Below are 23,383 nucleotides of genomic sequence, written 5' to 3' on the forward strand. Positions count from 1 at the left end.
CGGTCAGGGCAGGGCGTGCACGTGCGGCCCCACGGCGCTGGACCAGGAGTTGCCCGCGGTGGCGTCCCAGTTGGTCGACCACGTCATCGCGCCGCGCAGGTCGGGGTACGTCCGCGGGGGCTTGAACGAGCCGCAGTTCGTGCCCCGGGTGAGGCAGTCCAGCGCGGCGTTGACGACGGACGGCGCGGTGTAGCCGCCGCCCGCGGCGCGGGTGGACGCGGGCAGGCCGAGGCCGACCTGCGAGGGCGCGAGCCCGCCTTCGAGCTGGATGCAGGCCAGGGCGGTGAGGAAGTTGATCGTGCCCTGGGCGTACACGCCGCCGTCGCAGCCGAGCATCGTGCCGCTGTTGTAGTACTGCATGTTGACGACGGTGAGGATGTCCTTGATGTTCAGCGCCGTCTTGAAGTACTCGCCGGCGGTCGACTGCATGTCGATGGTCTGCGGCGCCATCGTGATGACGAGGCCGGGGCCCGCCTTCTGCGACAGCGAGCGCAGCGCCTGCGTCATGTAGGTGGAGTTCAGGCCGTTCTCCAGGTCGATGTCGACCCCGTCGAAGCCGTACTCCGTCATCAGCGAGTACAGGCTGTTCGCGAAGTTCGCCGCCGCGGTGGAGGAGTTGACGGCGACCGTGCCCTTCTCGCCGCCGACCGAGATGATCACGGACTTGCCCGCCTGCTGCTTGGCGGCGATGTCCTGCTTGAACTCGGCGACGGTGTAGCCGCCGAGCCCGGCCGAGTCGAGGTTGAAGGTCACCGCGCCCGGCGTGGCGGTCGCGTCGGCGAAGGCGACCGCGATGATGTCGTACTGGCTGCTGACGTCGCGGATCTTCTGGACCGCCGCGCCGTTGTTGAAGTTCTGCCAGTAGCCCGTCACCGCGTGCTTCGGCACGCCGGGCCCGCCGCCGCCGTCCTGGGTGGTGGTGCCCGTGACGGCCGCGGACTTCGGGGACTCCCCGGCGGCGTTGGTCGCGGTCACCTGGAACTGGTACGCGGTCGAGGGCGTCAGCCCGGTGACGGTCGCGGAGGCGCCGCCGGTGCTGAGCACCTTCGTGCCGTCGCGGTAGACGTTGTAGCCGGTCGCGCCGGTGACGGGGGACCAGCCCAGCGAGACGGAGCGGGCGGCGGTGCCGGTGACCTGGAGGCCGGTGGGCGTGGCGGGGACGGTGCCCGGGTCGCCGCCGGGTCCGGTGAGGCTGATGTCGTCGGCGTGGTAGGCGGGCTGGCCGTACCAGCCGTGGGTGTAGACGGTCACCGAGGTGGTGTGGGGCCCGGTGGTGAAGCTCGTCTTGAGCTGGGTGTACGAGGACGCCCCGGAGGTCCAGGTCGAGACGTCGGTGGTGCCGGTGCCGCCGGCGCCCAGGTAGACGTACGAGCCCTGCACCCACGCGCTCAGCTCGTACGCGGAGTTGGGCCGGACCGCGACGCTCTGCGTGCAGCGGGCGTTGTCCTGCCCCGCCGGGGTGGCGCGCAGCGCCGCGGTGCCGGAGTGCACCGGACTGGCGACGGTGGTGCCGGCGGTGCCGGAGCAGGTCCAGCCGCTGAGGCCGGACTCGAAGCCGGGGTTCTGGACGAGGTTGGGCTCCGCGGACGCGGCGAGCGGGGCGCCGAGGAGCGTGGCGAGGAGGCCGCCGGCCGCGGCGACGGCGAGCCGGCGGAAGGAGCCTCTGGCGGTACGGACGGAGCGGGGCGTGCGGGGTCTGCGTGCTCGGAACACGGGGGCCTCCGTAACGGGGGAGCGCGTGAGGAGCTGGACCGTGCGGGGTAGTGGGTGGGCCGGGGACGTACGGATCAGGGGTGGTGCGGATCGGTGCGGGGTGCGCCGCACAACTTGGTCCAGACCAATGCGGGTGTCAAGTCTTCCCGTACGGGAGCCGCGCCCCGAACGGCGCCGTCCGGCCCGCCCCCGCACGGCCGCCGTGCACCCAACCCTCTTTGCATAAAAGGTGTTTCCGCAGCCCACGTCCCGGTTATGGTGCTCAGAGCGTGTCTGAGACCGGTGGGGGGACGCCCGACGTGCCAACAGCCATCGCAGTCACCGGCCCCGACCTCGTGCTCCCCGCCCCCGGCCGGCACGGGCCGCTCGGCCGGCAGGGCCCGCCAGGACTCCCGGGACCCACGGTGATGGCGCTGCGCCACCCGCGGGAGCAGCCCCTGGAGGAGGCGCTGGCGGAGGTGTCCGCCGTGCTGGAGCAGCACGGCTTCCTCGTCGTGCTCCACCCCGCCGCCACCCCCGCCGAGGTGGTCCGCCGGCTGCACACCGTGCGGTCCGTGCTGGAGAGCGACCGGATGGCGCTGATCCCGCTGCCGTTACCGCCGCTGGCCGTCGCCGTCATCGCCCGCCAGTTGCTCCAGTTGTCCACCGCCGACCTCGGCGCCGGCGTGCTCGCCACCGCCGCCCGGCTGCTCACGCACTACATCCACGCGGGCGCCGTGCTCGGCAGCGTCGCCAAGCTCGACCGGGTGCCGGTGACCCTCGGCGCGCACGCCCGCTCCTGGGTGCCCGGCGCGCAGTTCGCCGTCCTCGCCGCCCCCCGCCCCCAGTTGGTACGGATCGGACGCGACCCCGTGCCGCCGGGGCCCGACTTCGCCACCGGGCTCGTGCACGCCTCCGGGCGCGCCGACGCGGCCTGGGTCACCGGCGAACTCGCCGCCGGCTGGCGGGTGCAGGGGATGGAGATGGTGCCGCTGCCCGCGGCCTCCGCGCCCTGGTGGGCGACGGACAAGGTGTGCGAGTTCGCCGCCGGGATCACCGACCCGCTGGTGCTGAGCCGGCTCGTCGCCTCGGTGCAGCGGGCCCGCTGCTCGTGGTGCGGCCTGGAGATCATCGGCGACCGGTGCCTGCTCTGCGCCACCCCGGTGCCCCCGGGGCCCGCCGCCCCCTCGCCCCCGCTGCCGCAGGCGGTGCCGGCGCCCGTACCGCACCAGGGCGCGCCCCCGCCCGTCGCGCAGCCGCCGCCGCAGTCCGTACCGCCGTACCACCAGCCCGCCGTCGGCGCGGCCCCACCGTCACCCCCCGAGATCAACCGTTGAGGTCCCGTCGATGAACTCACGCCAGCGTCGCGGCATCATCCTCGTCCTGCTGTCGGTCCTCGTCGCACTCGGCGCCTTCGCCGGCGTGCTGGCGTTCGTCAGCGACGTGGAGTCCAAGGTCGGCGACGAGGCCACCGCGTACCGGCTCACCACCGACGTCGAGGCGTACGAGCCGCTGGAGCCCGACCAGTACGAGAAGACGACCATGCCGAAGCGCTGGCTGCCCGACACCGCGGTCACCGACCCGGGCGAGCTGGCCGGGAAGGTCGCGCTCACGCCGCTGAAGCAGGGCTCCCTGCTCCAGAGCGACATGGTCAGCGGGCGCCCGGACCTGGAGCCGGGCCAGCAGGAGATCGCCATCATGATCGACGCCTCCACCGGCGTGGCCGGGAAGATCACGCCGGGCGCGCGGGTGAACATCTTCGCCACCTTCGACGCCCAGGGCGACGGCGACAAGCCCGTCTCCCAGGTGATCGTCGCGGGCGCCCGGGTCATCGACGTCGGCGAGCTGACGCCGATCGAGCGCACCGGCGACGACGACCCGCGGGCCGACGAGGGCGAGGCCGTGCCGATCACCTTCGCCCTCGGCACCTCCGACGCGCAGCGCGTGGCGTACGCGGAGTCCTTCGCCACCCACGTGCGCCTCGCGCTGGTGGCCCCCGGCGAGGAGGACACCGACATCGCCCCCGAGGACCGCACGTACACCCTCGACGAGGACCGGTGAGGGGCCGCACATGACCGTACGCATCCAGCCCGTCATCGCCGACCCCGACGCGGCGCGCGCCACCGTCTCGCTGCTCCACCAACTGCCCGACGCCGAGGCCGCCGCGCCGATCGGCGACTCCGTCGCGCTGCTCGACCACCTCGCGACGCTCGCCGGCAGCGGCGTGGCGGAACTGCCCGAGGTCGTCCTCGTGCACGAGCGGATCGGTCCCGTGCCCGCGCTGGAGCTGATCCGCGACGTCGCGCTGCGCTTCCCCGCCGTGGGCACCGTCCTCGTCACCGCCGACACCTCGCCCGCCGGCTACTCCGCCGCCATGGACGCCGGCGCCCGCGGCGTCGTCGGGCTGCCGCTCGCGTACGAGGAACTGGCCGCCCGGGTGCAGGCCGCCGCGCAGTGGAGCGGCGGCGTCCGTCGGCACCTCGGCGCCGCGACGGGGCCCGAGGCGTTCGGCGGTCCCGGCGGCACACTCGTCACCGTCAGCGGCGCGAAGGGCGGCGTCGGCACCACCGTCGCGGCGGTGCAGCTCGCGCTCGCCGCGCGGGCCGCCGGGCGGCAGGTGGCGCTCGCCGACCTCGACCTGCAGTCCGGCGACATCGCCTCGTACCTCGACGTGCAGTTCCGCCGCTCGGTCGCGGACCTGGCAGGCATCAAGGACATCTCGCCACGGGTGCTCCAGGACGCCGTCTTCACCCACCACACCGGCCTCGGCCTGCTGCTGGCCCCCTCCGAGGGCGAGCGCGGCGAGGACGTCGACGACCGCGCGGCGCGGCAGACGCTGAGCGCGCTGCGGTCGCGGTACGAGGTCGTGGTGCTCGACTGCGGCAGCCAGGTGACCACGCCGAACGCCGCCGCCGTCGAACTCGCCGACGTCGCGCTGCTCGTGACGACGCCGGACGTGATCTCCGTACGCGGGGCGAAGCGCATGCTGCGGCTGTGGGACCGGCTGCAGATCCGCAAGGCGGAGGACACCGTCGTGCTGGTCAACCGGCTCACCCGGAACACCGAGATCCAGCCGTCGATCATCGCGCGGGCCACCGGGACGACGGTGGCGCGGACGGCGGTGCCCGCGGCGTTCAAGGAGCTTCAGCCGCTGGTGGACGCCGGGCGGTTGCAGGACCTGGAGCAGAAGTCGACGGTGCGGCAGGCGCTCTGGGCGGTGGCGGGGGAGCTGGGGCTGACGGTGGTGCCGGACCAGGCGGGCCCGGGTGCGGCCGGCGGTCCCGGCGGCCCGGGGGCGCACGGGGGCGGCGGGCAGCGGGCGCTGGGCGCCGGCGCCGGTCCCGGCGCCGTCGCCGCCGGCGGCCGCGGCACGGGCTCCGCGCCCCAGGTCGCACCGACCGGCGCGAAGGCGGCGCTGCCGCCCGGCGCCCCGGGGGCGCCCGGTCCCGGCGCCGCGCCGGGTCCCGCGGCAGGGCGCGATGGGCGCCGCTGGGGGGACCGCGGCCAGGTGTCGGTGGAGTTCGCCGGCATGCTGCCGCTGATCGCGCTGGTCCTCGTCGTCGTCTGGCAGTTCGTCCTCGTCGGCTACACCTACTCGCTCGCCGGCAACGCCGCCGACATGGCCGCCCGCGCCGCCGCCGTCGGCGACGATCCGGCGGCCGCGGCGGCGGAGGACCTGCCGGACGCCTGGGACGCCTCCGTGTCCGTCGGCTCGTCGAACGGCGTCACCACCGCCAAGGTCGACCTGAAGGTGCCGGTCCTCTTCCCCGGCGGGCTGGACTTCCCGTTCACGGTGAGCGGCACCGCGGGCGCGACGGACGAGGGAGGCTGAGGGTGGCGAGCGGATCGCGTACGAAACGTCTCCGCGCCGAGCGCGCCGCGCCGGCGCCGGCCGCGGACGGCTTGCCGGTCTCGCCGGCCCGGCGAGGGCGCCGCGACCGGGGGTCCGTGGCGATCGAGTACATCGGCTTCCTGCCGGTGCTCATCTTCATCGCGCTCGCCGCCGTGCAGTTGGGCATCGCCGCCTACACCGCCTCCCAGGCCGGCACCGCCGCCCGGGCCGCGGCGCGGATGGAGTCCCTGGACGACCCGCCGTCCTCCGCCGCTGCCGCCGGCGCCGCCGCGATCAGCGACTGGCTGGACGCCGGCTTCTCGGTCTCCTCGGGCGACGGCGAGGTCACCGTCACCGCCAGCGTCGAGATCCCGTCCCTCATCCCCGGCGTCGACAACTTCGGCTCGGTGGAGCGCAGCTCCACCATGCCGCGGGGGAAGGACTGACGATGAGCCTGCGGGCCCGTATCACCACCCCCGACCACAGCACGGAAGGCCACGGCGAGACCCTCGTCCCCACCTACCGCGCCAAGCTGCTGGAGGAGATCGACCTCGCCGAGATGTCGGCGCTGTCGCCCGCCGAGCGGCGCGCCCGGCTGGAGCGGGTGCTCGGCCACATCCTCAGCCGCGAGGGCCCCGTGCTCTCCACGGCCGAGCGCTCGCAGCTCATCCGCCGCGTCGTGGACGAGGCGCTGGGGCTCGGCATCCTGGAGCCGCTGCTGGAGGACCCGAGCGTCACCGAGATCATGGTCAACGGCCCCGACCGGATCTACGTCGAGCGCGCCGGCCGGGTCGAGCAACTCCCGCTGCGCTTCGCCTCCGACGACCAGCTCATGCAGACCATCGAACGCATCGTCTCCACCGTCAACCGCCGCGTGGACGAGTCGACCCCCATGGTCGACGCCCGGCTGCCCACCGGCGAGCGGGTGAACGTCATCATCCCGCCGCTGTCGCTGACCGGGCCCACGCTGACGATCCGCCGCTTCCCGCGCTCGTACACCCTCGCCGAACTCATCGGCCTCGGCACCCTCGACGAGCACATGCTGCTGCTCCTCTCCGGCCTGGTCCGGGCGAAGTTCAACATCATCGTCTCCGGCGCCACCGGCGCCGGGAAGACCACCCTGCTGAACTCGCTCTCCGGGCTCATCCCCGAGCACGAGCGGATCATCACCGTCGAGGACGCCGCCGAGCTGCAGTTGCAGCAGTCGCACGTCATCCGGCTCGAATCCCGCCCGCCGAACGTCGAGGGCAAGGGCCGGATCACCATCCGCGACCTCGTCCGCAACTCGCTGCGCATGCGCCCCGACCGCATCATCGTCGGCGAGGTGCGCGGCGGCGAGACGCTGGACATGCTGCAGGCCATGTCCACGGGCCACGACGGCTCGCTGGCCACCGTGCACGCCAACTCCGCCGAGGACGCCCTGATGCGGCTGCAGACGCTGGCGTCGATGTCGGACGTCGAGGTGCCCTTCGAGGCGCTGCGCGACCAGATCAACTCGGCCGTCGACGTGATCGTGCAGCTCGCGCGGCACACCGACGGCACCCGCAAGATCGACGAGATCGTGATGCTGTCGTCCCGCGGCCGGGAGGTCTACCAACTGGTGTCCGTCTGCCGTTTCCGCGCCCTGCCGATCAGCTCGGACCGGATCGTCCGGGGCCAGTTCGAGTTCTCGCCGCTGCCGCGGCGCACCGGCGACCGCCTCTTCTACGCCGGTGAGCCGGTACCGCCGGCCTTCGGGGTGGCGCCCTCGGAGCGGCACCTGCAGACGCGGGAGGCGAGGTGATGGACCGCCAGCAGCTCTTCGCGCTCGTCGTCGGCCTGTCGCTGCTCGCCGGCGCGCTCGCCGTGTGCGGCGTCGCCGTCTACGCCGCGGGCCGCGCCCGCCGCGCCGAGCTGCTCGACCGGCTTGCCGACGCCGGCGACCGGCGCTCCCGGCGCCGCTTCGCGGAGGTCGACCGGCGGGTGCGGCCGACGCGGGTGGGCCGCTATCTGGAGCGGCGCATCGCGACGACCGGGCTGGACGTCACACCGGGCGAGTTCACGGTGTACGTGCTGGCGGGCGTCGCCGTGCTCTGGCTCCTCGCCGACGCGCTCTTCGCCGCTTTCTTCGGCCCGATCGCCGGGCTCATCGGGGTGTGGTGCGCGCACGCCTACCTCAACTGGCAGAGGCAGAAGCGCATCGAGGCGTTCATCAACCAGCTCCCCGACCTCTCCCGCATCCTCGCCAACGCCACCCAGGCCGGCCTCGCCCTGCGCACCGCGCTCGGCATCGCCGCCGAGGAACTGGAGGCGCCGGCCGGCGAGGAGCTGACCAAGGTCACCGACCAGCTCGCCGTCGGCGTACCGCTCGACGACGCCCTCGGCGACCTCGCCGAGCGGCTGCCGTCGCGCGAGCTGTCCGTGCTCGTCTCCACGCTGGTGCTCTCCAACAAGGCCGGCGGCCAGGTCGTCGGCTCGCTGCGGAACCTCACCGGCACCCTCAACGACCGCAAGGAGACCCGCCGCGAGGTGCGCACCCAGCTCTCGCAGGTCACCCTCACCGCGTACACCGTGCCCGTCATGGGCGTGGGCACCCTGCTCCTGACCGACCAGGTGATGCCGGGATCCATCGAGCGCATGGGCTCCTCGCCGCTCGGCCAGGGCGCGGTGCTGACGGCGGTCGGGCTCTACGCGCTGGCCATCCTCCTCATCCGCCGGCTCGCGAAGATCGACGTCTGAGGGGCCGGGACTCACATGGCATACGGAACCCTCGGCCTGCTCCTCGCCGCCGCCGCCGGCCTCGCCGTCTTCGGCGTCCTCAGCGGCATCCGCGTCTACCGCGCCGAGGTCAAGCTCCCCAGCGACCTCCAGGTGGCCCTGGAGGTCGGCGCCACCCGCACCACCGTCGTCGGCTCGCTCGTCGACCGGCTCGGGATGCGGTTCGCGCCGCTGGTGCTGAAGCTGATGGGCCGGCGGGCGGTGGAGAACAAGCGCCGCAAGATAGACCGCGCGGGCAACCCCGGTGGCCTGACGATCGACCGCTACGCCGCCCGCCGCGCCGTCTACGCCGCCATCGGCTACGGCGGCGCGCTCACCCTGCTCTCCTCCGGCCAGTGGGTCGGCGCGCTGGTGCTGGCGGCCTTCGGCTACGGCTGGGCGGAGGTCGGCATCTGGGCGGCCGTGCGCAAGCGGCGCGACGTCATCGAACGCACGCTGCCCGACTTCCTCGACGTCCTGGCCGTGGTGGTGAGCGCGGGGCTCGGCTTCCGGCAGGCGCTGGACCGGGTCAGCGAGCGCTACTCGGGCCCCTGGGCCGACGAACTGCGCATCACCCTGCGCCAGATGGACATGGGCGTCTCCCGCCGGCAGGCGTTCGAGGAGCTGCGCCGCCGCAACGACTCCGAGCAGGTCGCCCAGTTCGTCACCGCGCTCCAGCAGGGCGAGGACCTGGGCGCGCCGATCGTCGAGACGCTCATACAGATCGCCACGGACCAGCGGCGCACGGACGCCCAGAACGCGCGCCGGCGCGCGTCCCGGGCGATCCCGAAGGCGACGCTGCTGATCACCAGCCTGATGGTGCCGGCGACGATCATCCTGCTGGTGACGGCGGTGTATCTGGGCTCCGGCTCGGAGTTCGGCGTGCTGACGGAGTAGCGGATGGAGCCCTTCGCGGAGGCGCTACGACACCAGCGGGCGCACCTCCTCGGCCACCCACCGGACGAAGGCCACCGGATCCGGCTCGTCGGCGGTCGGCTGCAGCACCACCGTCGTCGCCCCGGCCGCCGCCCACCGGTCCACGGCGGCGGCGACCGCGGCGGCGTCCCCGGCGACGTGGGCCTCCGCGGCGGGGTCCCAGCCCATCCGGCGGGCGTCCTCGGCGAGCCGGCGCTCGGCGCCGGGCCCGGTGGCGACGAGGATCGAGGCGACGAGCGGATGCTCCCCGCCCCGCCCGGCGGCCTCCCGCCCGGCCCGTACCGCCTCGGCGGCCTCCTGCACCACCTCGGGCGAGGCACCCCCGGCGAGGATCGTCCCGTCGGCCGACTCCCCGGTGAGCCGCAGGGTCTTGGGCCCTGTACCCCCGGAGAAGACCGGCGGCGCCGCGGCCGGCGGCCAGGCCAGCTCGACGCCGTCGAGCGTGACGTACCGCCCGTCGACGGTGACCTTCTCCCCGGCGAGCAGCGCGCGCAGCGCGGTCAGATGCTCGCGCAGCAACGTCAGCGGCGACGCGGCCCGCGCCCCCACCTGCCCCATCCACGACTGCACCCCGTGCCCCACCCCGAGCGTCACGCGCCCGGGGAAGAGCCGGTGCAAGGTGGCGGCTTCCATGGCGACCAGCGCGACGTTCCGCAGCGGCACGGGCAGGATCCCGATGGCGACGTGCACCCGCTCGGTCCAGGCGAGCACGGCGGCGGCGGTGGCGACCCCGCTCTCGTAGAAGCAGTCCTCCCACACCCACAACTCGTCGATCCCGGACTCGTCGGCGGCGCGCGCCACGGCGCGAAGCCGCTCGGGAGGGAACTGGGGGATGAACACGGTGGCAAGTCTCGTCATGCGGCGACGGTACCCGGGACGACCGACACCACCCGGGAGGCGGACATCCCGGGGTATTCCCGGCCGACCTCTCGCGCGCGCGAGGGGGGTGTGGGACAGTCGGCAAGCGGCCGGTTACGCTGCGCACGTGGACGCGCCGCGGCGCGGGCCGCCGCAGGTGTAAGGCGGGCGGCGAGGGGGAGGACGGAAAATGGCCGTTCCTGACGCCAAGTCCGCTGTTACAGACCACAATTGGCTTGACGGACCGACGGCAACGGCCGCGTTGTCCGACTCCGGAGGTAGACCGCATGTGGAAACCCAACGACGTGCTGCTGAGGTCCCTGGCCGCCACCCAGCGGCTGCACCACGGCCGCAAGCGCGATCGGGGGCAGACAGCGGTGGAGTACCTGGGGATCATCGCGGTTTCCGTGGTGATCGTGCTGGTGCTCATCCAGTCGGGGCTGGGGGACACGATCCTCAGCAAGATCAAGGCGCAGATCGACAAGCTGCCCTGAGGTCCGATGCCGGGCAGGCATTTCCCCTCTACATCACGGCCATCGGCGGACTGCTCTTCCTGGCCGTCGCGTACTTCGCCGTCGGCCAGGCCGTGGCGCACCGCAACTACGCCCAGGGGGCGGCCGACGCCGCCGCGCTGGCCGCCGCCCACGACGCGCGCGAGCAGTTGTCGGAAGGGTTGCTGGACACGCTCCTCGACCCGGACTCGTGGGACGACCTCCTCGGTGGCGAGGGCTTCGAGTACGGGTCCGCCTGCGCCGCGGCGCAGGATTTCGCCGCCAAGAACGACGCGGACACGACGGCGTGCGACCGTGTGTACGACCCGGACGACGGTTTCACGGTGACGGTGCGGAATCGCGAGGCCGTGGGGGACACGCTCGTCCCGGGAACGGAGAGCAAGCGCTCCGAGGCCACGGCGACGGCGGTGCTCGAATCCCGGTGTGACCTGAAGGAGCCCGAGAGCGGCGACGAAGGCGGTGGCGGAGACGAGGACCGTGACGAGGACCGGGATGAAGAAGACCAAGACGAGCCGCCGCCGCTGGAGCTCGACTGCGACGGCGGCGACTGGTCCATCGACCCCGAAGACATCGACCTTCTGCCCGATCCGGAGGACCTCTTCTCCGTACGTCTCGTCGAATGAAGCGAAGGAACCCGGCACATGAGCATGTGGCGCACGAGCAGAGCCGCCCAGGGGATCGCCGCCGCGGCGCTGGCCGTCGGTCTGGCCCTCTCCGCCGCCGGCTGCGGCAGCGGCGACGAAGGCGGTGGCGACGACGGGAAGTCGTCCGGCTCCTCCCAGTCGCAGGACAAGAACGGCCAGGCAGGCGGAAGCCAGGACCAGGGTGAGGAGGAGGTCCCGGAGGAGCCGATCGTCGAGGTGAAGAACCAGGCGGGCGTCGTGCTCGGCGTCATGGAGATCCGGCGGGACTCCGGCGGCTTCGTCACGCTGAACGGAGAGCTGGAGAACACCGGCGAGGAGTCCTACCTGGACACGCACCTGTGGGCGGGCAGCGAGCAAGGCGTCGACAAGACCTCGCTCATGGGCGCCACGCTGGTGGACGGGGACGGGAAGAAGCGTTACTACGCCCTGCGCGATACCGACAAGCGCTGCCTGTGCACCTCCGGGCTGAGCATCCTCGAAGCCGGCAAGACCGTTCCCGTCTACATACAGTTCCCCGCCCCGCCCGACGACACCACCGAGGTCGAGTTCCAGCTCCCCACGTTCCCGCCCGTCACAGTCGAGATCACGGACTGAGGTGAGCACCGCGATGCCCTCCCGTGCAGGCGTAGCGCTCGCGCTCGCCTCCTTTCTCGCCGCCACCCCCGGTGTCGCGCACGCGCTCCCCGTGCAGGACGACGTCCCCGTCCCCTCCTCCCCGCCCGGGACCAGCACCTCCGCGCCGCCGCCCGTCGAGACCGACGCCACCGACCCCGATCTCCGGCTGGAGGAGGGTGCCACCCTCGACGAGCCCAAGGTGCTGGACATCGTCTCCGTCGTCGAGACCCAGGGCGGCGAGGAGCGGCGGTCCGACTCCAACTCGACCATCACCATCGCGCTGCAGGCCGAAGTCCTCTTCCCCAAGGACAGCGCCAAGCTCACCGGCCAGGCGCGGTCCCGGATCGCCGCCATCGCCGACGAGATCGAGCAGAACAGCCCCGACACCGTCCGCGTCTTCGGCTTCACCGACGACCTCGGGTCGTACGCGCACGGCGTCACGCTCTCCAAGAACCGCGCCAACGCCGTGCACCAGGAGCTGACCAACACCCTCCAGGCCGCCGACATCACCTACGTCGTCCGCGGCTACAGCGAGGACTACCCCATCGCCGACAACGCCACCGAGGAAGGCCGGAAGCAGAACCGGCGGGTCGAGGTGAGTTTCCCCCGGGGGCAGTGACCCGGATGTCCGTCGTGCCCGGTATGCTCGCGTCGGCGCGCCTGCGCGCCTGCGTGCCGGGAGGGGGCGAGGACCGCGTGACCTTCGTGGGGCGGGTGCTGCGGGTTGCCGCTGCCGTGGCCGGTGCCGCGGTGGTGCTGGGCGGCGTGCTGTGGCTCGCCGACGACGTGTTACGGGGGCTGCCCGCCGACTCCGCCCAACTGCGCCCCGCCGCCGGCCGGTCGGCCGGCACGTCGACCTACGCCCCCGCCGAGTACGCCGAGCACGTCACCGGCGTCGAGACCGAGTGGGAGGGCGACACCGCGGTGCGTACGGTCATCTCCACCGACCTCGCCGACGACGCCGCCGGCCGCCGCATCGCCGTCGGCATCAAGGTGGCGCACATGCAGCAACTCCTCGCCGACTGCGTCGAGAAGCTGCCCGTCGTCGTCGTCAACGACCGCGAAGGCGACGAGATCCGCCACGGGGACGTCCTCGGCTTCTCCCGGCAGCGCGGCGACGACTGTCCGGGACGGGCGGCCAGGGCCTCCTGAGCCCCGCTCAGAACCTGCGCACCGTCCCCGGCGTGCGGGTCGCGTACACCGTGAACGCCGCCCACGCCTCCGGCGTGAACGTGAGCACAGGACCGTCCGGCGTCTTGGAGTCCCGTACGTGCACCACCCCGGCCCCGGCGGCGACCTCCACGCACTTGGCCCCGGCCCCGCGGCTGTAGCTGCTCCTCCGCCATTCCAGGCCATCAGGGCCGTGCTCGGTGCTCATCGGTCTCCCCGCCGTATGTCACGTACCGCGCGCCGGAACACGACGCGCCCAAGGCCGCCCAATGCGGGCACAAACCTCGAAACGAATGACGACACGGAACGGCACTTAGTTCCCGAAGAGCCCGTTGTTACCGCTTCTTCCGCGCGTTCCCGGCCAGGGGCCCGCGGCAGCACGCGGTGCCGTCCGGGCCGCGGCGGACGAGGAGTCCGGCAGCCGGGTCGGGTACGGCGTCCAGCGCCGCCCGTACGCCCGGCAGCCGGCGCCACGCCTCCCCGTCGCTCTCCTCGCGGAACGCGATCTCGAAGACGATCCCGTCGGAGTGGACGTGCCACTCCCAGGCCGAGGCCCGGTTGCTGATCGCCGACTCGACGAGCGCGTACTCGTACGCGTCCTTCCACCGCAGCGCGGAGGAGTGCGCGTCGAGCACCTCGATGGACCACCAGTCGCCCATGGCTGCTTCCTTCGGCTTCCCGCCGCGGTCTTCGCCGGTTCTCCGGCCCACCACCGTAGGCCGGGTTCCGTGCGCGTACCAGGGGCGCTCGGGGTGCGTCGAGAGGCGTTGGCCGGCGGGCCACCGGCGGGCCGCCACCGGGTAACTCCCGTGCGCTCCCCGGGTGTCGGACTCAGCCCTCGATGAGCCGCTCCAGCACCGCCTGGAACTCCCCGTCCACCATGATCTTGATGCCGTCCTCGTCCATCGCGCTGAGCCGGGTCAGCGCTCCGGCCCGCCACCAGTAGACGTCCGGCGTGATCCGCCCGACGCCCTCCTCGAAGCCGGCCGCGGCGAACTGCGCGAGGGTGTTGAGGCCGGCTATCACGTGCCGGTCGCGGATCGCGTGGAACGCGAGCTGGTGCCGGAACGGCATCGCCACCAGCGCCCCGTCGGTGCTCAGACCGCGGCCGGTGACGCGGGGCACCAGCTCGTCCAGCATCAGCACCAGGCTCGCCGTGAACATCGACTCGCCCATCACCACGTCGACGCGGGCGCCCTCCTCCTGCTCGATCGTCTCGTGCGCCTCGACGCGCAGCCGGCGCAGGTTGTCCAGCGCCCGCGCCCGCAGCACGGCGACGTCGCCGAAGGGCTCCAGCGAGGAGCGGGGGAGGACCATGACGCTCTCCGGGAGGTCGAGCGCCAGCACCTCGCGCAGCCCCTCGGCGAGCGGCCGCGCGTAGTCGAAGCCGTCGGAGCCGGTCATCTCGTCGGGCAGCAGCCGCGGGTAGAGCTGGGAGCGGAACTTCTCCGCCGGCATGGTGTCCAGCACCGAGGGCCCTTCCATGGCCCGCAGCATGATGCCGATGTGGCGGCGGGTCAGCTCGGGCCAGACGCGCGGCCCGCGGGTGTCGTTGTGGCAGACCGCCGCCAGGTTGCCCAGGCCGAACTGCCGGCCCGAGCTGTCGGTCACGGCGTCCGCGCCGACCGTCACCTCGAGACCCTGCTCGGCGAAGGCCGCGTGGACCCCGGCCCGGAAGCGGGCGCCCTCGTCCTCGGAGAAGAACTCGAACGAGGCGTCGCGTGTGGTGTCCCGCCCGTCGCGGCGCGGCTTGCGACCGAATATCCCCACGGTGGTGCCCCCTGTACGTCCGTACGCCGTCCGCGCCGCGGCCCGGCGTACGGGCCGCGATCACGGTCGTTTTCGATCGTAGCGAGCGCCACTGACGCTCCCGCCGCCCGGTCAGTCCGCCCCCGCCGGGGCGGGGCCGACGCCCAGGCGCACCCCCGGCCGGACGCCCCAGCCGGCGAACGCGCCCGCCTCCGCCTCCAGTACGTGCCGGGCCCGCAGCCGGGGGCGGCCGAGACGTCCTGGGGGCATGGTGCGTACGGCCAGGACGGTCAGCCGGCGGTCGAGGTACGCGACGTCGATGGCGAAGCGCATGCCGAGGGTGTGCACGCCCTGGGCGGGGGTGAGGAGGAGCGCGCCGGCCAGTCCTTCGCGGCCCAGCAGGCCGCGGCTGCGGCGGGCGAAGGAGGACGCCACCTCCAGCGGCAGCGGGTCGGTGCCGGTGCCGACGGTGAGCGTGGCGGGTCCGTCGGGCCAGGTGGGCATGGCGGGCCTCCCCCGGGGTGTCGCTACGGGCCGGGAGCCACCCCGTACGGTCCCCGTCCCGGCCCCGGCCGCCACCGTACCGCCGCGGGCCCGCCACCGTACCGCCGCAGTACCGCCGCCGACCCGCCCCTGCCCCGCCCGCGGGAGCGCCGTTAGGCTCACCCCGTGCTCGCCGTCCTCCTCGTCGTCCTCGCCGCCGGCTACGGTGCCGCCGCCGGGGCCCTGCTGCCCCGGGCCGCCTACCGGCTCTCCGTGGCCGCCGACGAGTCGTGGCGCGACCGCTGTCCGCAGGACCACCCGCTGCCGGGCTGGGCCGGCCCGGCGACGTGCAAGGAGTGCGGCGGCAGCCCCTACGGGCTGCGCCTCTGGCTCCCGGCCACCGCGACCGCCGCCGCCTGCGCCGCGCTCGCCGCGGCCACGGGACCCGAGCCGGAGCTGGCGGTCTGGCTGCTGCTGGCGCCGTTCGGGGTGCTGCTCTTCGCCGTCGACCGGGCGGTGCGGCGCCTCCCGGACGTCCTGACGCTGCCGCTCGCGGGGGCGGCCGTGGTGCTGCTGGGGGGTGCGGCGCTCGTAGGAGGCGCGGGATCGTGGACGCGCGCCCTGCTGGGCGGCCTCGCGCTGGGGGCGATCTACTTCCTGCTCTTCTTCCTCAACCCCGCCGGCATGGGCTTCGGGGACGTGAAGCTGGCGCTCGTGCTGGGCGTCGCGCTCGGCTGGTACGGCTGGGACGTGCTGTTCACCGGCTCGTTCGCCGGTCTGCTGCTGGGCGCGGGCTACGCGATCACCATGCTGGCGGCCCGCAGGGTCGGCCGGAAGACGGGCATCGCGTTCGGGCCCTTCATGATCGTCGGGGCCCTCGCGGGGCTCGTCGTCGGCGGACTGGCGGCCGGCTGAGCGGCGCGGGGACGGGTCTGCCCGTACGCCCCGCACGCCCCCCGAACCCCTCCCGTGAGCCGCGAACCGCCCCGTGCGAGTGACCTGATCGTAGCGGAGTTCGTATACGGACCGTCACCGTACGAGCACTTTTCGAGGTGACCCGTCCGTTCCGGTACTGAGCACCCCTCACCCTGGGTTATGGTGGAACTCCCCCCTCGGGCCGGTCCGTATCCCCCCCACGGACCGGCCCGTTCCCTTTCCTCCGGACGGCACCGCCCGGCGCCCTCCGGTACGGGCTCTCAGCCGCGTCCGGCCCAGATGTTGACGCCGCTCGTCGTCTTCGCGAACCCGTCGATCTCCGCCAGTTCCGCCGCCGTCAGCTCGGCCGCGCCCAGCGCCGCGACATTCGCCTCCAACTGCGCCACGCTCGACGCGCCGATGAGCGCCGACGTCATCCGCGGGTCCCGCAGCACCCAGCCCAGCGCGAGCTGCGCCAGCGACTGCCCGCGGCCGCGCGCGATCTCGTTCAGCCCGCGCAGCCGCCGCACCACCTCGTCCGTCAGCAGCTCCGGATCCAGCGACTTGTTCTGCGCGGCCCGCGAGTCCGCCGGGATGCCGTCCAGGTACTTGTCGGTCAGCATCCCCTGCGCCAGCGGCGCGAAGGAGATGCAGCCCATGCCCTCCGCCTCCAGGGTGTCGAGGAGTTCGTCGTCCTCGGTCCAGCGGTTGATCATCGAGTACGAGGGCTGGTGGATCAGCGGCCGTACGCCCATCTCCCGCAGCAGCCGGGCGGCTTCGCGCGTCTGCTCCGCGGTGTACGAGGAGACGCCGACGTAGAGCGCCTTGCCCTGCTGCACGGCGGACGCCAGCGCGCCCATCGTCTCCTCCAGCGGGGTGTCCGGGTCGTAGCGGTGCGAGTAGAAGATGTCGACGTAGTCCACGCCCATGCGGCCGAGCGACGCGTCCAGCGACGACAGCAGGTACTTACGCGAGCCCCACTCGCCGTACGGACCCGGCTGCATCAGGTAGCCCGCCTTGGTCGACAGCACCAGCTCGTCGCGGTACGGGCGGAAGTCGGCGGCGAAGATCCGGCCGAAGTTCTCCTCCGCGGAGCCGGGCGGCGGGCCGTAGTTGTTCGCCAGGTCGAAGTGGGTCACCCCGAGGTCGAACGCGCGGCGCAGGATGGCGCGCTGCGACTCCAGGGAGCGGTCGTCGCCGAAGTTGTGCCAGAGACCGAGGGAGATCTCCGGGAGCTTGAGGCCGCTGCGACCCGTCCGGCGGTAGGTCATCGCGTCGTAGCGGGTGTCTGCTGGCAGGTAAGGCAAAAGACTGTTCACAAAACCTGCCTATCACGAACCCGGTGCGCCCCTGTGACAGGACTGTGGCACAGCGGGCAGTACTGTGGCGCCTTCCGGGGGGTGTTCCGAACGTACGACGGAAGGGCTGAACGCCGGATGACCTGGCGCGGCATCGTGTATCGCGTTTACGAGAAGCGCCTGGAGCGCCGTCTCGACCCGGCCCGTGTGCCCAAGCACATCGGCGTCATCCTGGACGGCAACCGTCGCTGGGCCCGCGCCGCCGGGGGCACCACCGCGCAGGGCCACCAGGCCGGCGCCGAGAAGATCCACGAGCTGATCCGCTGGTGCCGCGAGACCGACGTCGAGGTGCTCACGCTCTGGCTGCTCTCCACCGACAACCTGGACCGGCCGGAGCCCGAGCTCAACCCGCTCCTCGCCATCATCGAGGAGGCCGTCTCCGGCGTCGCCGGGCGGGGCGGCGCGCAGGTGCACCACGTGGGCAACCTCGACCTGCTGCCGATGCGCACCCAGCGGGTCCTCAAGGAGGCCGAGGAGGCCACCCACGACGTGGTCACCGGGCCCGGCAGCGGGGCCGTCCTGGTCAACGTCGCCGTCGCCTACGGCGGCCGGCAGGAGATCGCCGACGCCGTCCGCTCGATGCTCGGCGACGCCGCCGACCAGGGCAGGACGCTCGCCGACGTGGCCGAGACCGTCGAGGTGGAGCACATCGCGCAGCACCTCTACACCCGCGGCCAGCCCGACCCCGACCTCGTGATCCGCACCAGCGGCGAACAACGGCTGTCCGGGTTCATGCTGTGGCAGTCGGCGCACTCCGAGTACTACTTCTGCGAGGTCTTCTGGCCCGCGTTCCGCCACGTCGACTTCCTCCGCGCCCTGCGCGACTACGCCGCCCGCCACCGCCGTTTCGGCGGCTGAGACCCCCGCTGCGCACGCTTTAGCACGTATCCACCGTTACGGCCCCTCGGCCACAGGCATTGCATGCCCAGGGGCTCGCGAGGGAATATCCGTGCTAGCAGGCGGTCCACCGCACCGCCCGCCCGGGAGGGCCCTTTGCACCACGTGCCGCATCACGAGGTCCGTGCGGAGCGCACCATCGCACGTACGGACGGAGCGGAGGGCCGGGGCCCGGCTCTGCGCGCCCGCGTGGCCCGCACGGGTCCGGACGCCCGGCCCGATCCCCGCGACTCCGTCGCGTGCCGACCTCATCCGAGGGGGTTCGTCCATCCGTGGTGAACAGCAAGAAGCCTGACCGGCGCACCTATGTCCTCGACACGAGCGTCCTGCTGGCCGACCCCATGGCCATGGCGCGCTTCGACGAACACGAGGTGGTGCTGCCCGTCGTGGTGGTCACCGAGCTCGAGGCCAAGCGGCACCATCCTGAGCTGGGCTACTTCGCCCGCCAGGCGCTCCGCCAGCTCGACGAGTTCCGGATCAGGTACGGCCGCCTCGACGCCCCGATCCCGCTCGGCGACCTCGGCGGAACCCTCCGCGTGGAGCTGAACCACACCGACATCGGGGTGCTCCCCGCCGGTTTCCGGCTGGGGGACAACGACTCCCGCATCCTGGCCGTCGCGCGCAACCTCCAGGCCGAGGGGCAGGACGTCACCGTCGTCTCCAAGGACCTGCCGCTGCGCATCAAGGCGTCGTCCGTGGGCCTGGCCGCCGAGGAGTACCGGGCGGAGCTGGCCATCACGGACTCCGGCTGGACCGGGATGGCCGAGCTGATGCTCAGCGGCGAGCAGGTCGACGAACTCTTCGCCGCCGAGGTCGTCTCGGTGCCCGAGGCGGACGACCTGCCGGTGCACACCGGGCTCGTGCTGCAGTCCGAGCGCGGCCGGGCCCTCGGCCGGGTCACCCCCGACGGGCGGGTCCGGCTGGTGCGCGGCGACCGCGAGGTCTTCGGGATCCACGGCCGCAGCGCCGAGCAGCGGATCGCGCTCGACCTGCTGGTGGACGAGGACGTCGGCATCGTCTCGATGGGCGGGCGGGCCGGTACGGGCAAGTCCGCGCTGGCGCTCTGCGCGGGCCTGGAGTCGGTGCTGGAGCGCCGGCAGCACCAGAAGGTGATGGTCTTCCGCCCGCTCTACGCGGTCGGCGGCCAGGAACTCGGCTATCTGCCGGGCACCGAGGCCGAGAAGATGAGCCCGTGGGCGCAGGCGGTCTTCGACACCCTGTCCGCGGTCACCTCGCGCGAGGTGATCGAGGAGGTCATCGCGCGCGGCATGCTCGAAGTGCTGCCGCTCACCCACATCCGGGGCCGCTCGCTGCACGACGCGTTCGTGATCGTCGACGAGGCGCAGTCGCTGGAGCGGAACGTGCTGCTCACGGTCCTCTCGCGGATCGGGACGAACTCCCGCGTCGTACTCACCCATGACGTGGCGCAGCGGGACAATCTGCGCGTCGGCCGCTACGACGGGGTGGTGGCCGTCGTCGAAAAGCTGAAGGGGCACCCGCTCTTCGCGCATGTGACGCTCAGCCGCTCCGAGCGGTCGCCGATCGCCGCGCTGGTGACCGAAATGCTGGAAGAGGGCCGGGTATAACGGGATACTGCTCCCCGTGCTTCTTCCCGAACGTGTGAACTGGGCGCAGCAGCTTAGCTGTTGCGCCCAGTGCTGCGCACGGGTTTCCGTCAACAGCGAGGGGCAAACGCGGTGTGAGCTTTCCCACTGGACGGGGAATTGCGTCCGGGTGTCCGTCTCCGGCAGAGTCTGGGACTCGTCAGGCCCTGCGTACGGCCCCGCACCGACCCCGGTGCAGCACGACTCAACTGAACAGAGCCGCCGTACGCCGCCCGAGCGCTGTAACGGTCCCCGCGGACGCGGGGGCTGCCGGGCCCGCGCCTCCCGTGACCAGTCGGTCCGCCACAGTCGGCGGTCCGGAACAAGGGGAGGCCAGTGTCAGGGGCAGGGACGCGTCCGCGAGGTCACCGAAGCGGGCGACGCTGGAAGGACTTTGTGTGAGCCGGATTTCGGTCCGGGGTTTCGCCGTGGCTTCCGCCACCGCGGTCACCTCTGTCGGCGCTGTCGTCGGCGTGGCCACGGGCGCGGAGAAGGGCGACGACTCGACGGCCAACGTCGAGGCGACCGCCGCCGACGCGACGCTCCTCGCCGACGTACCCGCTGGCGCCTCCGCCCAGGTGCAGACCGCCTCCCTCACGGAGCAGGCGGACGTCCAGGCGGACGCCGCACACACGGACGCCCGTAAGGCGGCCGAGGAGGAGGCGCGCAAGTCCGCCGCCCAGGCCGCGGAGGAGAAGAAGGAGGCCGCGGAGCGCAAGGCGGCCGAGGAAGCCGCCGAGAAGGAGCGGGAGGCCGCGGAGGCCGCCAGCCGCTCGGCCGCGGCCGAGTCGGCGTCCGCCGACGCGGGCGACTTCGCTCCGCAGGCGTCCTACTCCGTCGCCGACGTGCAGGCCATGGCCCGCCAGATGGTGCCGGCCGACCAGTACCAGTGCTTCAGCAACATCGTCGACCACGAGTCGGGCTGGGACTACACCGCCACCAACCCGAGCTCCGGTGCGTACGGGCTGATGCAGGCGCTGCCGGGCTCGAAGATGGCCTCGGCGGGCGCCGACTGGCAGACCAACCCCGCCACCCAGATCGAGTGGGGCCTGAACTACATGAACGACCGCTACGGCAGCCCCTGCGGCGGCTGGGAGTTCTGGCAGGCCAACGGCTGGTACTGAACCCCGGCGCGCATCCCGCGCCCGCGCGTACGTGAAACGCCCCCGGCTCCGCCGCCGGGGGCGTTTCGCATGCGTACGGAACCGCCGCTCCCGCCCGGCACGTCCTAGATGACCGGCAGACCCCTCCCGTATGCGCGCGCCGTGTACGGTCGTGCGGGTGACGGACGGGACTGCGGCGGGACCGTAGGCGGCGTGAGGACTTCTATGTCGAAGATGACGGACTGGCTCGGCGGGGTGGGCGAGCGGGCCAGCCGGATGGCGGAGCGGCGCCGGGCCGCGGCCGCCGCCGCTGCCGCAGCCGGTGCGGGGAAGCCCGCGTCCGGGGAGCCCGCCGTCGAGGACGCCCCCCAGGACGTGGTCGCGGAACCGGCCGCCGCCGCCCGGCCCCCGGGCCCGCCGCCGCGTCCCGCGCCGGCCAGCGTGGTGCCGTGGGGGGTGCGGGTCGCGGCCGAGGTGGGCTGGCGGCTGCTGGTCCTCGCCGGCCTGATCTACGTGCTGATGCAGATCATCAGCGTCGTCAGCCTCGTCGTCATCGCCTTCGCGGTCGGCCTGCTGGTCACCGCGCTGCTCCAGCCGACGGTCGCGCGGCTGCGCCGCTGGGGCTTCAGCCAGGGGCTCGCCACCGCCACCACGTTCGTCGGCGGCTTCGTCGCGATCGGCCTCATCGGCTGGTTCGTGGTCTGGCAGATCATGGAGAACATCGACGATCTCACCGACCGCATCCAGCAGGGCATCGACGACGCACAGGAATGGCTCATCGACGGGCCGTTCCACGTGCAGGAAAAGCAGATCAACAACATCGGCAACGAGATAAGCGACTGGCTGGGCGAGAACTCCAGCGAGGTCACCTCCGCCGGCCTCGAAGGCGTCTCGTACGTGCTGGAGTTCTTCTCCGGCGCCGCCATCGCGGCGTTCGTCACCCTCTTCCTCCTCTACGACGGCGAGCGCATCTGGCGCTGGTGCCTGAACTTCGTGCCCACCGACGCCCGCGACGCGGTGGCGGGCGCGGGGCCGAAGGTGTGGGCCACGCTCACCGGGTACGTGCGCGGCACGGTGCTGGTCGCGCTCATCGACGCCGTGTTCATCGGCATCGGTATCTTCATCCTCGACGTGCCCATGGCCGTCCCGCTGGCCGTGCTGATCTTCCTCTTCGCGTTCGTGCCGCTCGTCGGTGCGCTGGTCTCCGGCGCGCTCGCGGTGGTGGTGGCGTTCGTGACGAACGGGCTCGTCACCGCGCTGCTGGTGCTCGGCGTGGTGCTGCTGGTGCAGCAGATCGAGGGGCACGTCCTCCAGCCGTTCATCCTCGGCCGCATGGTGCGGGTGCACCCGCTCGCGGTGGTGCTCTCGGTGGCCATCGGCACGCTCGTCGCGGGCATCCCGGGCGCGGTGGTGGCGGTGCCGCTGATCGCCGTGCTCAACACGGCGGTCGGATACCTCAAGGCGTACCACCGGGAACACACGGCGGATCCGGGGCCGCCGCCGCACGGCTCGACGGTCCTCGATATCTCGCCTGCCACGCCGACCGACGCCCCCGCGCCCGGTTCGGACGCGGAGACGGCGGAGGCAGCGGCGGCGACGCGGCAGGGCCCGGAGGCCAAGGGCGGCGACCCGAAGGGCTGACGTACGGCTCGTACGGGCCGCCCGGTGCCTGCCGGCCGCCGGCCGCGGTCAGCCGCCGAGCGCCTCCTGCGCGTCGAGGACCGTGCCGGCGGCGTGCACGAGCGCGGCGACCTTCAGCGCCTCCTGCACCGTCTCCCGGTCCGCGCCGGTCCGCCGCAGCGCGGCCTCGTGCTCGTCCAGGCACGCCCCGCAGCCGCCCACCGCGGACACGGCGACGCACCACAGCTCGTAGTCCGCCCGCGGTACGCCCCGGGCGCCCAGCACGTTCGTCCGCAGCCCGGTGCGCAGATGGCCGTAGCCGGGGTCGGAGAGCAGGTGCCGGGCGCGGAAGAAGACGTTGTTCGCCGCCATCGCCGCGGCGGCCGCCCCGGCGGCCTCGTACGCCTCGGGCGTCAGCCGCCGCCGCGCCTCCGGCGCCACCGCGCGCAGCACGGGAGCCGAGCGTACGGCGATGGCGCAGGCCAGCAGGGCGCCCCACAACTGCCGCTCGGGCAGCCGCCCGTCGTCGACGACCGAGGTGAGGTTGCGGCGCAGGTCCCCGGCGTAGCCGGGGAGGGCCGACTTGAGCGCGTCGAGTGCCACGCGCCCGACCCTACAGAACGACGGAGCGTGCCCCGCGGTCCGTACGGGACCGGCCC

Annotated in this window: 25 protein-coding genes; 17 read left to right on the forward strand and 8 right to left on the reverse strand. The window is 73.1% G+C overall.

Annotated elements, in window-relative coordinates; translation table 11 throughout:
* Positions 1-3 precede the first annotated feature (3 nt).
* Entirely contained in the window at positions 4-1,713 is a 1,710-nt protein-coding gene (locus DMB38_RS23425; RefSeq protein ID WP_164716084.1) for a glycoside hydrolase family 18 protein, read from the reverse strand.
* Positions 1,714-2,048: 335 nt separating this feature from the next.
* On the opposite strand from DMB38_RS23425, the gene DMB38_RS23430 reads away from it, so the two are divergent.
* The 7 genes from DMB38_RS23430 to DMB38_RS23460 all read left to right on the forward strand — a co-directional run bounded on the left by DMB38_RS23430 (position 2,049) and on the right by DMB38_RS23460 (position 9,157).
* Positions 2,049-3,029, forward strand: a complete 981-nt coding sequence (locus tag DMB38_RS23430) for a hypothetical protein (RefSeq protein ID WP_125939219.1) — start codon at positions 2,049-2,051, stop codon at positions 3,027-3,029.
* Positions 3,030-3,039: 10 nt separating this feature from the next.
* Positions 3,040-3,753 carry a Flp pilus assembly protein CpaB gene (gene cpaB / locus DMB38_RS23435; protein WP_125936816.1) on the forward strand — a complete coding sequence of 238 codons (714 nt, stop codon included), beginning with the start codon at positions 3,040-3,042 and terminating at the stop codon, positions 3,751-3,753.
* 10 nt (positions 3,754-3,763) lie between these two features.
* The gene (locus DMB38_RS23440) at positions 3,764-5,524 is read left to right on the forward strand and encodes an AAA family ATPase (RefSeq protein WP_125936817.1); all 1,761 of its coding nucleotides are present in this window, start codon (positions 3,764-3,766) and stop codon (positions 5,522-5,524) included.
* Positions 5,525-5,640: 116 nt separating this feature from the next.
* On the forward strand, positions 5,641-5,970 hold the full coding sequence (locus DMB38_RS23445; RefSeq protein ID WP_047020329.1) for a TadE/TadG family type IV pilus assembly protein: 330 nt from the start codon (positions 5,641-5,643) through the stop codon (positions 5,968-5,970).
* 2 nt (positions 5,971-5,972) lie between these two features.
* Positions 5,973-7,307: a CpaF family protein gene (locus DMB38_RS23450; RefSeq protein WP_125936818.1), complete on the forward strand. Its 1,335-nt coding sequence runs from the start codon at positions 5,973-5,975 to the stop codon at positions 7,305-7,307.
* Positions 7,307-8,242: a type II secretion system F family protein gene (locus DMB38_RS23455; protein WP_125936819.1), complete on the forward strand. Its 936-nt coding sequence runs from the start codon at positions 7,307-7,309 to the stop codon at positions 8,240-8,242. Before DMB38_RS23450 ends, DMB38_RS23455 begins: the two co-directional genes overlap by 1 nt.
* 15 nt (positions 8,243-8,257) lie before the next feature.
* Positions 8,258-9,157 carry a DUF5936 domain-containing protein gene (locus tag DMB38_RS23460; protein WP_047017771.1) on the forward strand — a complete coding sequence of 300 codons (900 nt, stop codon included), beginning with the start codon at positions 8,258-8,260 and terminating at the stop codon, positions 9,155-9,157.
* A 24-nt stretch (positions 9,158-9,181) separates the two neighbouring features.
* Here DMB38_RS23460 and DMB38_RS23465 read toward each other — a convergent pair whose 3' ends face one another.
* Entirely contained in the window at positions 9,182-10,054 is an 873-nt protein-coding gene (locus tag DMB38_RS23465) for an LLM class flavin-dependent oxidoreductase (RefSeq protein WP_125936820.1), read from the reverse strand.
* A 287-nt stretch (positions 10,055-10,341) separates the two neighbouring features.
* Between DMB38_RS23465 and DMB38_RS23470 the strand changes: the two genes are divergently transcribed.
* From DMB38_RS23470 to DMB38_RS23490, 5 genes are read left to right on the forward strand one after another with little or no spacing between them, the layout of a single operon-like run.
* Complete coding sequence (locus tag DMB38_RS23470; protein WP_125936821.1) at positions 10,342-10,548, forward strand: hypothetical protein; 207 nt, start codon at positions 10,342-10,344, stop codon at positions 10,546-10,548.
* A 41-nt stretch (positions 10,549-10,589) separates the two neighbouring features.
* A complete protein-coding gene (locus DMB38_RS23475; RefSeq protein WP_346429542.1) occupies positions 10,590-11,189 on the forward strand; it encodes a pilus assembly protein TadG-related protein in 600 nt (199 codons plus the stop codon).
* An 18-nt stretch (positions 11,190-11,207) separates the two neighbouring features.
* Positions 11,208-11,804, forward strand: coding sequence for a hypothetical protein (locus DMB38_RS23480; RefSeq protein ID WP_125936822.1), 597 nt, complete (start codon positions 11,208-11,210; stop codon positions 11,802-11,804).
* A 13-nt stretch (positions 11,805-11,817) separates the two neighbouring features.
* A complete protein-coding gene (locus tag DMB38_RS23485) occupies positions 11,818-12,444 on the forward strand; it encodes an OmpA family protein (protein WP_125936823.1) in 627 nt (208 codons plus the stop codon).
* Between the two features lie 23 nt (positions 12,445-12,467).
* Complete coding sequence (locus DMB38_RS23490) at positions 12,468-12,977, forward strand: hypothetical protein (protein WP_240662735.1); 510 nt, start codon at positions 12,468-12,470, stop codon at positions 12,975-12,977.
* 7 nt (positions 12,978-12,984) lie between these two features.
* On the opposite strand, the gene DMB38_RS23495 is transcribed toward DMB38_RS23490, so the two are convergent.
* The 4 genes from DMB38_RS23495 to DMB38_RS23510 form a co-directional block, all read right to left on the reverse strand.
* A complete protein-coding gene (locus tag DMB38_RS23495) occupies positions 12,985-13,203 on the reverse strand; it encodes a DUF397 domain-containing protein (RefSeq protein ID WP_026276051.1) in 219 nt (72 codons plus the stop codon).
* A gap of 127 nt (positions 13,204-13,330) precedes the next feature.
* On the reverse strand, positions 13,331-13,654 hold the full coding sequence (locus tag DMB38_RS23500; RefSeq protein ID WP_240662432.1) for a hypothetical protein: 324 nt from the start codon (positions 13,652-13,654) through the stop codon (positions 13,331-13,333).
* Positions 13,655-13,826: 172 nt separating this feature from the next.
* Positions 13,827-14,765 (reverse strand): hypothetical protein, encoded by a 939-nt coding sequence (locus tag DMB38_RS23505; protein ID WP_125936824.1) that lies wholly within the window; start codon positions 14,763-14,765, stop codon positions 13,827-13,829.
* A 111-nt stretch (positions 14,766-14,876) separates the two neighbouring features.
* Positions 14,877-15,248 (reverse strand): DUF192 domain-containing protein, encoded by a 372-nt coding sequence (locus tag DMB38_RS23510; RefSeq protein WP_125936825.1) that lies wholly within the window; start codon positions 15,246-15,248, stop codon positions 14,877-14,879.
* A 165-nt stretch (positions 15,249-15,413) separates the two neighbouring features.
* Between DMB38_RS23510 and DMB38_RS23515 the strand changes: the two genes are divergently transcribed.
* Positions 15,414-16,142, forward strand: a complete 729-nt coding sequence (locus tag DMB38_RS23515; RefSeq protein ID WP_125936826.1) for an A24 family peptidase — start codon at positions 15,414-15,416, stop codon at positions 16,140-16,142.
* A gap of 281 nt (positions 16,143-16,423) precedes the next feature.
* On the opposite strand, the gene mgrA is transcribed toward DMB38_RS23515, so the two are convergent.
* On the reverse strand, positions 16,424-17,461 hold the full coding sequence (gene mgrA, locus DMB38_RS23520) for an L-glyceraldehyde 3-phosphate reductase (protein ID WP_078898420.1): 1,038 nt from the start codon (positions 17,459-17,461) through the stop codon (positions 16,424-16,426).
* 117 nt (positions 17,462-17,578) lie between these two features.
* On the opposite strand from mgrA, the gene DMB38_RS23525 reads away from it, so the two are divergent.
* From DMB38_RS23525 to DMB38_RS23540, 4 genes are all read left to right on the forward strand, one after another.
* Positions 17,579-18,358 (forward strand): isoprenyl transferase, encoded by a 780-nt coding sequence (locus DMB38_RS23525; RefSeq protein WP_125936827.1) that lies wholly within the window; start codon positions 17,579-17,581, stop codon positions 18,356-18,358.
* A gap of 311 nt (positions 18,359-18,669) precedes the next feature.
* The gene (locus DMB38_RS23530; RefSeq protein ID WP_125936828.1) at positions 18,670-19,983 is read left to right on the forward strand and encodes a PhoH family protein; all 1,314 of its coding nucleotides are present in this window, start codon (positions 18,670-18,672) and stop codon (positions 19,981-19,983) included.
* A gap of 416 nt (positions 19,984-20,399) precedes the next feature.
* Complete coding sequence (locus DMB38_RS23535) at positions 20,400-21,125, forward strand: transglycosylase SLT domain-containing protein (protein ID WP_125936829.1); 726 nt, start codon at positions 20,400-20,402, stop codon at positions 21,123-21,125.
* 204 nt (positions 21,126-21,329) lie between these two features.
* Positions 21,330-22,745, forward strand: coding sequence for an AI-2E family transporter (locus DMB38_RS23540; RefSeq protein ID WP_125936830.1), 1,416 nt, complete (start codon positions 21,330-21,332; stop codon positions 22,743-22,745).
* Positions 22,746-22,793: 48 nt separating this feature from the next.
* On the opposite strand, the gene DMB38_RS23545 is transcribed toward DMB38_RS23540, so the two are convergent.
* Positions 22,794-23,327 (reverse strand): carboxymuconolactone decarboxylase family protein, encoded by a 534-nt coding sequence (locus DMB38_RS23545; RefSeq protein ID WP_125936831.1) that lies wholly within the window; start codon positions 23,325-23,327, stop codon positions 22,794-22,796.
* Positions 23,328-23,383: the final 56 nt, after the last annotated feature.

Origin of the sequence: Streptomyces sp. WAC 06738 (assembly GCF_003945505.1) — a bacterium.
Classification (GTDB): Bacteria; Actinomycetota; Actinomycetes; order Streptomycetales; family Streptomycetaceae; genus Streptomyces.

Bases quoted from the DNA above. Each gene is read 5' to 3' on its own strand.
- cpaB (WP_125936816.1), top strand. From the start codon at position 3,040: ATGAACTCACGCCAGCGTCGCGGCATCATCCTCGTCCTGCTGTCGGTC.
- DMB38_RS23440 (WP_125936817.1), top strand. From the start codon at position 3,764: ATGACCGTACGCATCCAGCCCGTCATCGCCGACCCCGACGCGGCGCGC.
- DMB38_RS23450 (WP_125936818.1), top strand. From the start codon at position 5,973: ATGAGCCTGCGGGCCCGTATCACCACCCCCGACCACAGCACGGAAGGC.
- DMB38_RS23455 (WP_125936819.1), top strand. From the start codon at position 7,307: ATGGACCGCCAGCAGCTCTTCGCGCTCGTCGTCGGCCTGTCGCTGCTC.
- DMB38_RS23460 (WP_047017771.1), top strand. From the start codon at position 8,258: ATGGCATACGGAACCCTCGGCCTGCTCCTCGCCGCCGCCGCCGGCCTC.
- DMB38_RS23465 (WP_125936820.1), bottom strand. From the start codon at position 10,054: ATGACGAGACTTGCCACCGTGTTCATCCCCCAGTTCCCTCCCGAGCGG.
- DMB38_RS23470 (WP_125936821.1), top strand. From the start codon at position 10,342: ATGTGGAAACCCAACGACGTGCTGCTGAGGTCCCTGGCCGCCACCCAG.
- DMB38_RS23480 (WP_125936822.1), top strand. From the start codon at position 11,208: ATGAGCATGTGGCGCACGAGCAGAGCCGCCCAGGGGATCGCCGCCGCG.
- DMB38_RS23485 (WP_125936823.1), top strand. From the start codon at position 11,818: ATGCCCTCCCGTGCAGGCGTAGCGCTCGCGCTCGCCTCCTTTCTCGCC.
- DMB38_RS23490 (WP_240662735.1), top strand. From the start codon at position 12,468: ATGCTCGCGTCGGCGCGCCTGCGCGCCTGCGTGCCGGGAGGGGGCGAG.
- DMB38_RS23495 (WP_026276051.1), bottom strand. From the start codon at position 13,203: ATGAGCACCGAGCACGGCCCTGATGGCCTGGAATGGCGGAGGAGCAGC.
- DMB38_RS23500 (WP_240662432.1), bottom strand. From the start codon at position 13,654: ATGGGCGACTGGTGGTCCATCGAGGTGCTCGACGCGCACTCCTCCGCG.
- DMB38_RS23510 (WP_125936825.1), bottom strand. From the start codon at position 15,248: ATGCCCACCTGGCCCGACGGACCCGCCACGCTCACCGTCGGCACCGGC.
- DMB38_RS23525 (WP_125936827.1), top strand. From the start codon at position 17,579: ATGACCTGGCGCGGCATCGTGTATCGCGTTTACGAGAAGCGCCTGGAG.
- DMB38_RS23540 (WP_125936830.1), top strand. From the start codon at position 21,330: ATGTCGAAGATGACGGACTGGCTCGGCGGGGTGGGCGAGCGGGCCAGC.